This is a genomic window from Streptomyces sp. CBMA156 (assembly GCF_014596515.1).
GTDB lineage: Bacteria > Actinomycetota > Actinomycetes > Streptomycetales > Streptomycetaceae > Kitasatospora.
Genome location: NZ_MSJQ01000454.1, coordinates 1 through 9,802, shown reverse-complemented (window position 1 = coordinate 9,802; position 9,802 = coordinate 1). Strand labels below are relative to the sequence as shown.

Annotated in this window: 8 protein-coding genes and 1 pseudogene; 3 read left to right on the top strand and 6 right to left on the bottom strand. The window is 73.8% G+C overall.

The window, feature by feature from the left end:
• Positions 1-156: 156 nt before the first annotated feature.
• The 6 genes from BU198_RS41240 to BU198_RS41215 form a co-directional block, all read right to left on the bottom strand.
• On the bottom strand, positions 157-1,932 hold the full coding sequence (locus BU198_RS41240) for an acetyl/propionyl/methylcrotonyl-CoA carboxylase subunit alpha (RefSeq protein WP_188301828.1): 1,776 nt from the start codon (positions 1,930-1,932) through the stop codon (positions 157-159).
• A gap of 158 nt (positions 1,933-2,090) precedes the next feature.
• A complete protein-coding gene (locus tag BU198_RS41235) occupies positions 2,091-2,825 on the bottom strand; it encodes a hypothetical protein (RefSeq protein WP_188298745.1) in 735 nt (244 codons plus the stop codon).
• A gap of 58 nt (positions 2,826-2,883) precedes the next feature.
• Complete coding sequence (locus BU198_RS41230; RefSeq protein WP_188298746.1) at positions 2,884-3,486, bottom strand: nucleoside triphosphate pyrophosphatase; 603 nt, start codon at positions 3,484-3,486, stop codon at positions 2,884-2,886.
• A 34-nt stretch (positions 3,487-3,520) separates the two neighbouring features.
• Positions 3,521-3,661 carry a morphogenic membrane protein MmpB gene (gene mmpB / locus BU198_RS41225; RefSeq protein ID WP_188298747.1) on the bottom strand — a complete coding sequence of 47 codons (141 nt, stop codon included), beginning with the start codon at positions 3,659-3,661 and terminating at the stop codon, positions 3,521-3,523.
• A gap of 129 nt (positions 3,662-3,790) precedes the next feature.
• Entirely contained in the window at positions 3,791-4,012 is a 222-nt protein-coding gene (locus BU198_RS41220) for an acyl-CoA carboxylase subunit epsilon (protein WP_188298748.1), read from the bottom strand.
• Between the two features lie 29 nt (positions 4,013-4,041).
• Positions 4,042-5,643: an acyl-CoA carboxylase subunit beta gene (locus BU198_RS41215; RefSeq protein WP_188298749.1), complete on the bottom strand. Its 1,602-nt coding sequence runs from the start codon at positions 5,641-5,643 to the stop codon at positions 4,042-4,044.
• Positions 5,644-5,890: 247 nt separating this feature from the next.
• Between BU198_RS41215 and BU198_RS41210 the strand changes: the two genes are divergently transcribed.
• From BU198_RS41210 to BU198_RS41200, 3 genes and pseudogenes are all read left to right on the top strand, one after another.
• Positions 5,891-6,784 carry a biotin--[acetyl-CoA-carboxylase] ligase gene (locus tag BU198_RS41210; protein WP_188298750.1) on the top strand — a complete coding sequence of 298 codons (894 nt, stop codon included), beginning with the start codon at positions 5,891-5,893 and terminating at the stop codon, positions 6,782-6,784.
• Between the two features lie 185 nt (positions 6,785-6,969).
• Positions 6,970-8,094, top strand: a complete 1,125-nt coding sequence (locus tag BU198_RS41205; protein WP_317620270.1) for an adenylate/guanylate cyclase domain-containing protein — start codon at positions 6,970-6,972, stop codon at positions 8,092-8,094.
• Between the two features lie 304 nt (positions 8,095-8,398).
• Positions 8,399-9,625: pseudogene (locus BU198_RS41200) on the top strand (diguanylate cyclase domain-containing protein); the annotation flags it as partial.
• Between the last annotated feature and the right edge of the window lie 177 nt (positions 9,626-9,802).

The window sequence follows — 9,802 nt, the reverse complement described above, 5'->3', positions numbered from 1 at the left end:
GCGCACGGCGGGCCGGCCGGCCCGGGCGGCATGCCGGCCAGGCTGGCCGAGATGGGCCTGCCGCGCGGGCGCTGAGCCCGTACGGGGCCCGGAGACGCGACCGGTCCGCACGCCCCCGAGGGCGTACGGACCGGTCGGTGGAACCAGGGACCTCGGTCAGTCCTTGATCTCGCAGATCACGGCGCCGCTGCTGACGCTCGCGCCGACCTCGGCCTTGAGGCCGACGACGGTGCCCGCCTTGTGCGCGTTCAGCGGCTGCTCCATCTTCATCGCCTCCAGGACCACGATCAGCTCGCCCTCGGCGACGACCTGGCCCTCCTCCACGGCGACCTTGACGATGGTGCCCTGCATCGGCGAGGCCAGGGTGTCACCGCTGAGGGCCGAGCCGGCCTTCTTGGTGCCCACCCGGCGCTTGGCCTTGGCGGCACCCGTCGCACCGGCCGCCGGGGCCGCCGCAACGCCCAGCGAGGACGGCAGCGAGACCTCGATCCGCTTGCCGCCGACCTCGACCACCACGGTCTCCCGGGTCTCGGCCTCCTCGCCGTCACCGGCCGCGCCGGCGAACGGCGGGATGGTGTTGGCGAACTCCGTCTCGATCCAGCGGGTGAAGACGGTGAACGGTTCGTCGCTGCCGTGTACCTCGGGTGCGAAGGCGGGGTCGGTGACGACGGCCTGGTGGAAGGGGATGGCGGTGGCCATGCCCTCGACCTTGAACTCGTTGAGGGCGCGGCGGGCGCGTTCCAGGGCCTGCTTGCGGTCGCGGCCGGTGACGACCAGCTTGGCGAGGAGGGAGTCCCAGGCGGGGCCGATGACGGAGCCGGTCTCGACGCCGGAGTCGAGGCGGACGCCGGGGCCGGTGGGCGGGGCGAAGAGGGTGACGGTGCCGGGGGCGGGGAGGAAGCCGCGGCCGGGGTCTTCGCCGTTGATGCGGAACTCGAAGGAGTGGCCGCGGACTTCGGGGTCGTCGTAGCCGAGTTCCTCGCCGTCGGCGATGCGGAACATCTCGCGGACGAGGTCGAGGCCGGTGACTTCTTCGGTGACGGGGTGTTCGACCTGGAGGCGGGTGTTGACCTCGAGGAAGGAGATGGTGCCGTCGAGGGCGACGAGGAATTCGCAGGTGCCCGCGCCCTGGTAGCCGGCTTCCTTGAGGATGGCCTTGGAGGCGCGGTAGAGCTCGGCGTTCTGTTCGGGGGTGAGGAAGGGTGCGGGGGCCTCTTCGACGAGTTTCTGGTGGCGGCGCTGGAGTGAGCAGTCGCGGGTGGAGACGACGACGACGTTGCCGTGTTTGTCGGCGAGGCACTGGGTCTCGACGTGGCGCGGGTTGTCGAGGTAGCGCTCGACGAAGCATTCGCCGCGGCCGAAGGCGGCGACGGCTTCGCGGACGGCGGACTCGAAGAGTTCGGGGATCTCTTCGAGGGTGCGGGCGACCTTGAGGCCGCGGCCGCCGCCGCCGAAGGCGGCCTTGATGGCGACGGGGAGGCCGTGTTCGCGGGCGAACGTGACGACTTCGTCGGCGCCGGCGACGGGGTCGGGGGTGCCGGCGACGAGGGGGGCGCCGGCGCGTTGGGCGACGTGGCGGGCGGTGACCTTGTCGCCGAGGTCGCGGATGGCCTGGGGGGGCGGGCCGATCCAGGTGAGTCCGGCGTCGAGGACGGCCTGGGCGAAGTCGGCGTTCTCCGACAGGAAGCCGTAGCCGGGGTGGACGGCGTCGGCGCCGGAGTCGGCGGCGGCCTTGAGGACCTTGGCGATGTCCAGGTAGCTGGTAGCGGGAGTGTCACCGCCCAGCGCGTAAGCCTCGTCGGCCGCGCGGACGTGCAGCGCATCCCGGTCCGGCTCGGCGTAGACGGCGACGCTGGCGATACCGGCGTCCGAGCAGGCCCGAGCGACGCGGACAGCGATTTCCCCGCGGTTGGCGATGAGCACCTTGCGCACTGTGGCTCCCTTCTTGAACCTCGTCGAGTTTATGGATTCCAGGGCAGTACCGGCGAGTAGCCCCGGGTTGTGAACTATCCCACACGCTCGGTGATACCCCGTGCGGCCCGGTGGACGGGCCCGCCGAGTGGCCGGGGCCACACGCTCGTCCTGGCCGCTCAAGCGGCGCCGGAGTGGGCGCCGGGCCGTTGCAGCGCCTCGGCCGTCACGTCCGCCACCGGCTCGACCATGTCGGGCCCGTACGCCTCCGGGTTGACCACCCGCAGGACGAGCGCGAAGGTGCCGTTGCGTCCGTACGTCCGGGCGAGTTCGCGGTGGTGCGCGACCAGGTAGCGCACTCCCGCCTGGTTGGCGATGCCGGTCTGGCCGGAGACCAGGAACACCGGGCGGCCGCCGTCCGGGGTGGCGATCCGGGCCAGCAGGGTGTGCGCCTGGTCGCGGTCGGCGGTGAAGTCGCGCCCGCCCACCACGATCACGTTGCTGCCCGGGCCCGGGCCCGAGGTGACGAGCGCGCCCGGCAGGCCCCAGGCCAGGTGCGCGGCCGTCCGCTCGTTGCTGACCGGACCGCCCAGGCACAGCTCGGTCTTGGCGCCCAGGCCGCGGTGCGCGGCGTCGTGGGCGACCAGTTCGGGCCGCGCCCCGCACTCCTCGACCAGGCCGGCCAGCCACATCAGCGCGTAGGCGTCGCGCCGGGTCACGGTGTGCGCGTGCGAGCCCGTCCCGATGCTGCGCGGCACCACGACCAGGCACTCGCTGCCGCCCGGCAGCCCGAAGAACTCCCGCACCCGCTCGACCCTGCGCCGCCGCCGCAGCACCTGGGCCAGCCAGCCGAGACCGGCGCTGATGGCGCTGGCGACCAGGCCGAGCACCACGTTGAGCACGCTGTCGGTCATCTGCCCTCCCCGTCCGAACGCCCGTCAGCTTAGGGGTGCGGGGCCGGCGTGCGGCAGGTCAGTCGGTCCACAGATCCGTGATGCGCAGATCCAGGTCGGCGAGCAGCCGGCGCAGCAGCGGCAGGGACAGGCCGATCACGTTGCCCGGGTCGCCGTCGATGCCGTCGATGAACGGCGCCGAGCGGCCGTCGAGGGTGAACGCCCCGGCCACGTACAGCGGTTCACCGGAGGCCACGTAGGCGGCGATCTCCGCGTCGTCCGGGGTGCCGAAGCGGACGGTGGTGGAGGCGGTGGCGGAGGACTGCCGGCCGGTCGCGGTGTCGATCACGCAGTGGCCGGTGCGCAGCACGCCGGCGCGCCCGCGCATCGACTGCCAGCGGGCCAGCGCCTCGGTGGCGTCGGCGGGCTTGCCGAGGGCCTGTCCGTCCAGCTCCAGGACGGAGTCGCAGCCGATCACCAGCTCGCCGCCGGTGAGTCCGGCGGCGACGGCCTTCGCCTTGGCCTCGGCCAGGACGAGCGCGAGCTCGGCGGGGGTGGCGGCGGTGATCGCGTCCTCGTCGACGCCGCTGACCACCACGCGCGGGTCGAGCCCCGCCTGGCGGAGCAGCCCGAGGCGGGCGGGGGAGGCGGAGGCGAGGACGAGGGGGCGCTGGTCGGTCATGCCCACCAGGGTAGGGGGTGCCGGTGTCCGCCGTTCAGGTGAACGAGCGGGAGATCATCATCAGTACGGCACCCACCAGCACCAGGGCGGCGAGGACCTTTCCGGCCCGTTGCATCCGCTCCTGCATCCGACGGGCCTCGGGCGAGGGCTCGTCGCGGGGATCTGACCAGAGCACCCGTCCAGAGTGCTCCCGCGGGGGTCCCGGCGCCTGAGTATCCGTACTCATGTTCCGGGCAAAGCGGGCGGAGCGGGCCGTGCGGGGTGGCGGGCCGACGGAGCCGGCCCGCCACCCCGCACGAGGGCGTCAGTGCGCCCAGCCCGAGGTCCGCCAGGCGTTGACGCCCGGACGGACGGCGGGGCGGAGCAGCCGGACGCGGTCGTTCCAGGGGGAGGCCGGGCCGGCACCGGCCAGGCGCGCCGTCTCGGCGGCGGCCTGCGCGGCGGCGGCCCGGGCCTGGACCACCGCCAGGACGGTGGCCAGCTCCTCGGGGGTCGGCTGCCCGTGCAGCACGTGGATCGGGGACATGGCTGGTTCTCTCCCGACAGGGACGGGGCCTACAGGGGGATGTTGCCGTGCTTCTTCGGCGGCAGCACCTCGCGCTTGCCGCGCAGCGCCCGCAGGCCGCGGACGATGTGCCGACGGGTCTCGCTCGGAGCGATCACCGCGTCCACGTAGCCGCGTTCGGCCGCCAGGTACGGGTTCAGCAGGGTGTCCTCGTAGGAGGCGATCAGCTCGGCCCGCTTCTCCTCGGCGGTGCCGGCCGCCTCGGCCTCGGCGATCTCGCGGCGGTGCAGGATGTTGACCGCGCCCTGCGCGCCCATCACGGCGATCTGTGCGGTCGGCCAGGCCAGGTTGAGGTCGGCGCCCAGGTGCTTGGAGCCCATGACGTCGTACGCGCCGCCGAAGGCCTTGCGGGTGATCACGGTGATCAGCGGGACGGTGGCCTCGGCGTAGGCGTAGATCAGCTTGGCGCCGCGCCGGATGATGCCGTCCCACTCCTGCTCGGTGCCGGGCAGGAAGCCGGGCACGTCGACGAAGGTCAGCACCGGGACGTTGAAGGAGTCGCAGGTGCGGATGAAGCGGGCGGCCTTCTCGCTGGCGGCGATGTCCAGGCAGCCGGCCAGGTCCATCGGCTGGCTGCCGACGATGCCGACGGACTGGCCCTCGACCCGGCCGAAGCCGGTGATGATGTTGCCCGCGTACAGCGGCTGGGTCTCCAGGAACTCGCCGTCGTCGACGATGTGCTCGATCACCTTGCGCATGTCGTACGGCTGGTTCGCCGAGTCCGGCACGATGGTGTCGAGTTCGAGGTCCTCCTCCGTGACGTCGGCGAACGTGGGGTCGAAGGACCGGTCGGCGTAGGACGGCGGGTCGCTCAGGTTGTTGGAGGGCAGGTACGAGAGCAGGCTCTTGACGTACTCGATCGCCTCCTTCTCGTCCGCGGCCAGGTAGTGGGCGTTGCCCGACTTGGCGTTGTGGGTGCGCGCGCCGCCCAGCTCCTCCATCCCGACGTCCTCGCCGGTGACGGTCTTGATCACGTCCGGGCCCGTGATGAACATGTGGGAGGTCCGGTCGGCCATCACCACGAAGTCGGTGATCGCGGGGGAGTACACCGCGCCGCCGGCGCAGGGGCCCATGATCAGCGAGATCTGCGGGATGACGCCCGAGGCGTGCACGTTGCGGCGGAAGATCTCGCCGTACAGGCCGAGCGAGACCACGCCCTCCTGGATCCGGGCGCCGCCGGAGTCGTTGATGCCGATGACCGGACAGCCGGTCTTCAGCGCGAAGTCCATCACCTTGACGATCTTCTCGCCGAAGACCTCGCCGAGTGAGCCGCCGAAGACGGTGAAGTCCTGGGCGAACACGGCGACCTGGCGGCCGTCCACGGTGCCGTAGCCGGTCACCACGCCGTCGCCGTAGGGCCGGTTCCGCTCCTGGCCGAAGTTGGTCGAGCGGTGCCGGGCGAACTCGTCGAACTCCACGAAGGAGTTCTCGTCCAGCAGTTCCACGACCCGCTCGCGGGCGGTCAGCTTGCCCTTGGCGTGCTGCTTCTCCACGGCCTTCGCGGAGCCGGAGTGCACCGCCTCGTCGAGCCTGCGCCGCAGGTCGGCGAGCTTGCCCGCGGTGGTGTGGGGGTCGTACGGCGCCTCGGTCATCCGGTGGCTCTCCCTGCTCCATGGCCGCGACCTGTTCGGGTGTGCGCGGGCCGGGTGGCGGGCCCGCGCCTGAGGGCAGGGCGGCGCTACGAACTACCGCTGGGTAGCGTAGCCAGCGCGGCGGGCGATGCGTCATGTCCTGGCGTTATGGTCATCGACACAGTTTTGCCGGCGGGCGTTCTGCGGGACGATGGGTCGGCCTGCGTCCTGCCGTCCCGGGCCGTCCTCCAGGCCCTAGGGTTTCCCCATGACCGCACCCGACACCCCTCGCCGCAGCGGACTGCGCGGTTTCGGCCACGCCGGACCCTCGCCCTGGACCGACCTGGACCGTCCGCCGCTGGACGAGGATGCGTTGCGTCACGACCTGCTCGTCCCCGGCGGTCTGTGGACCTCCCTGGACGTCGTGGCCGAGACCGGCTCCACCAACAGCGACCTCGCCGCCCGCGCCAGGGCCGGCGCCGCCCAGGGCGCGGTGCTGGTGGCCGAGGCGCAGAGCGCCGCGCGCGGCCGGCTGGACCGGCGGTGGACCGCTCCGGCCCGCTCCGGGCTGTTCCTGTCCGTGCTGCTGCGCCCCGAGGAGGTGCCGGTCGAGCGGTACGGCTGGCTGCCGATCCTGGTCGGGGTGGCCGCGGCGAGCACGCTCGACCGGGTCGCCGGGGTCGAGGTCGGGCTGAAGTGGCCCAACGACCTCCAGACCGAGATCGACGGCGCGGAGCGCAAGCTCGGCGGCATCCTCACCGAGCTGGCCGGCGGCGCCGTGGTGGTCGGCATGGGCCTCAACGTCTCGCTGCGCGCGCGGGAGCTGCCCGTCCCCACCGCCGCCTCGCTCGCGCTGGCCGGTGCCTCGACCACCGACCGGGGCACCCTGCTGCGCGCCCTGCTGCGGGAGTTCGCCGGGCTGTACCGGGAGTGGACGGCCGCCGCCGGCGACCCGCACGCCAGCGATCTGCTGCGCGCCTACGCGGACCGCTGCACCACGCTCGGCCGCCAGGTGAAGGTGCACCTGCCGGGCGACCGGGAGCTGGTCGGCGAGGCGGTCGCGGTGGACGGCGACGGACGGCTGGTGGTCCGCACGCCCGACGGCGCACGCCGGGCGGTCGGCGCCGGGGACGTCGTCCACGTGCGCCCCGAGCCCCGCTGAAACGGCCGTCCGCGCCTCTCCTTGCCTCCCCTTGACCCGGGCTGATGCCCCGGATCCGGCGATTCCGTGCGAACATTCCACCTGGCAGCGGTGTGAGGCGCGCCACTGCCCGCCCGGGTGGCGGACGGCGTGCCCGGACAGGTAGGACACGAGACGAGTGCGGCGGATCGCACGGGGACGGACCGGTGGCAGAGGACGGCAGCAGCGGCGCGACGGCGAGCGACGACGACCCCACGGTCGCGCTCGAACTGGAACGCCTGATCCTGGACGCGCCACGCCGCTACACCCCGTACCAGGCCGCGCGCGCCGCCGACGTCCCGATGGAGCTGGCCACCCGGTTCTGGCGGGCCATGGGCTTCCCCGACATCGGCCAGTCCAGGGCGCTCACCGACGGTGACGTGATCGCGCTGCGGCGGCTGGCCGGGCTGGTCGAGTCCGGGCTGCTCAGCGAGTCGATGGCGATCCAGGTGGCCCGTTCCACCGGCCAGACCACGGCCCGGCTGGCCGGCTGGCAGATGGACACCTTCCTGGAGAACCTCACCCAGTCCGCCGAGCCGGGGCTGACCCGCGCCGACGTCGCGTACCCGCTGGTCGAGCTGCTGCTGCCGGAGCTGGAGCAGTTCCTGGTGTACGTCTGGCGCCGCCAGCTGGCGGCCGTCACCGGCCGGGTGGTGCAGGCCGCCGAGGACAACGAGATCACCAGCGGGCGGCTCGCCGTCGGCTTCGCCGACCTGGTCGGCTTCACCCGGCTGTCCCGGCGGCTGGAGGAGGAGGAGCTCGGCGAGCTGGTCGAGACCTTCGAGAACACCTGCTCGGACCTGATCGCCGGCCAGGGCGGCCGGGTGATCAAGACGCTCGGCGACGAGATCCTCTACGTCTCCGAGGACCCGGCGACCGCCGCCGAGATCGCGCTGAGCCTGATCGAGGCGCTGGCCGGGGACGACACCATCCCGCCGCTGCGGGTCGGCATGGCCTTCGGCACGGTCACCTCGCGGATGGGCGACGTCTTCGGCACCACCGTCAACCTGGCCAGCCGGCTCACCTCGATCGCGCCCAAGGACGCGGTGCTGATCGACGGCGAGTTCGCCGCCGCGCTGGAGCAGAACGGCAGCGTCGCCCCGGCCGACTCCGAGGGGCCGGGGCTGGCCGAGGCGCTGTCGGCCGCGGCCGGGATGCCCGCCTCCGGGCTGCCGATACCGGGCCCGGACGCCGGGGCCAGGTTCCACCTGCAGCCGATGTGGCGGCGGCCGGTGCGCGGGCTCGGGCTGGTCGAGCCGTGGCTGCTCACCCGGCGGCCGAAGGCCGAATAGCGCCCGGCGCGCGGGGCAGGCGCGTGCGGAGAGCCGCGCGCCGACGGGCTTTCCGGTGCGTCGTTTCCCGGGTCGTCCTCCTTCGTGGGCAGCACGGCGTTTCCCGTGGCGAGCAGGGCCTTCCGGGTGCCGAACGGTTGAAACCCGTACGTTCTGGTGGCGGGTCCGCCCGGGCAAACGGGGCATAACCGAATGAAACCGCCATAGTCTTGGTGCAAGCGGCCGGTCGGGTGCGGCCGGTCGACGGGGGTCTGGCAGGACCGGGCACAGGGAGCGAGGCGAGCCGGTGAGCAGTGAGGCGATCATGACGGACCGCGGCTGCGTCTGCGGCAGCCCGCGGCAGCCCGACCCGCTGCCCGACCTGAGGCTCCAGTCCGTGGTCGAACTGGCCCAGGACATGGCCGCCGCGCTCACCCCGCTGGAGGCCGTCCGGGCCGCCGCCACCCGGGCCACCGAGGCGCTCGGCGCCACCATGGCCGCCGTCTCGGTCTGGGACCGCGAGTCCGGCCGGCTGCGGGTCCTGGTCAACCACGGCGACCTCGCCCCCGGCGAGGAGGAACTGCCCGAGGACGAGTCGTACCCGGTCGCCGACTTCCCCGAGATCGTCACGTACCTGGAGGAGCGCTGGACCACCGGGCGGCTGCCGCGCGCCTGGCTGCAGAGCGCCGAGAACAGCGAGCCGCACGCCGGGCACGCACACCCGACCGCCGGCGCGTACTGCCAGGAACGCGCCGCGGCCCTGCGCCGGCGCGGGCGCGCCTGCTGCGTGGTCGCGCCGGTCGTGCTGCACGGCCAGGCCTGGGGCGAGCTGTACCTGGCCAGGTCGGCCGGGATGCCCGAGTTCACCGAGGCCGACGCCGACTACGCGACGCTGCTCGCCGCCCAGGTCTCGGCCGGGCTGGCGCAGACCGAGCGCCTCGCCGACCTGCGCAGGCTCGCCTTCTCCGACCCGCTCACCGGCCTCGCCAACCGGCGCGCGGTCGACGCCCGGCTGGAGAGCGCGCTGGCGGCGCACAACCGCGACGGCACCGTGGTCTCGCTGGTGGTCTGCGACGTCAACGGGCTGAAGCGGGTCAACGACCAGCTCGGCCACGAGATGGGCGACCGGCTGCTGGAGCGGTTCGCCCACCAGCTCTCGCTGGCCGCCGCCAAGCTCCCCGGCAGCCTCGCCGCCCGGCTCGGCGGCGACGAGTTCTGCCTGCTGGTGGAGGGGCAGAAGGCCGACGAGGTGGTCTCCGTCGCCGAGGAGCTGTGCGCCAGGGCGCTCGCGCTGTCCGAGGGCGAGGGCGTGGCCTGCGGGGTCGCCTCCACCGGGGACTCGATCGGGCCGGTCACCACCCCCGACCGGCTGTTCCGGCTCGCCGACGCCGCCCAGTACCGGGCCAAGGCGGCCAGGGCCGCCCACCCCGTGGTCGCCGGACGCAGCCACGGCCCCGGCTTCTCACCCGACCCCACCGTGCTGCTCGCCGACGCCGCCGACCCGCACCACCGGGCGGACGGGCGGCGCGGGCCGAACGGCCGACGCCGCCCAGTACCGGGCCAAGGCGGCCAGGGCCGCCCACCCCGTGGTCGCCGGACGCAGCCACGGCCCCGGCTTCTCACCCGACCCCACCGTGCTGCTCGCCGACGCCGCCGACCCGCACCACCGGGCGGACGGGCGGCGCGGGCCGAACGGCCGGGCCGGCGCCGGCGACCGGCGGCGGTTCCG

Coding starts and splice junctions, on each gene's coding strand:
- BU198_RS41210 (WP_188298750.1), top strand. CDS start 5,891: ATGACCGCACCCGACACCCCTCGCCGCAGCGGACTGCGCGGTTTCGGC.
- BU198_RS41230 (WP_188298746.1), bottom strand. CDS start 3,486: ATGACCGACCAGCGCCCCCTCGTCCTCGCCTCCGCCTCCCCCGCCCGC.
- BU198_RS41215 (WP_188298749.1), bottom strand. CDS start 5,643: ATGACCGAGGCGCCGTACGACCCCCACACCACCGCGGGCAAGCTCGCC.
- BU198_RS41220 (WP_188298748.1), bottom strand. CDS start 4,012: ATGTCCCCGATCCACGTGCTGCACGGGCAGCCGACCCCCGAGGAGCTG.
- BU198_RS41235 (WP_188298745.1), bottom strand. CDS start 2,825: ATGACCGACAGCGTGCTCAACGTGGTGCTCGGCCTGGTCGCCAGCGCC.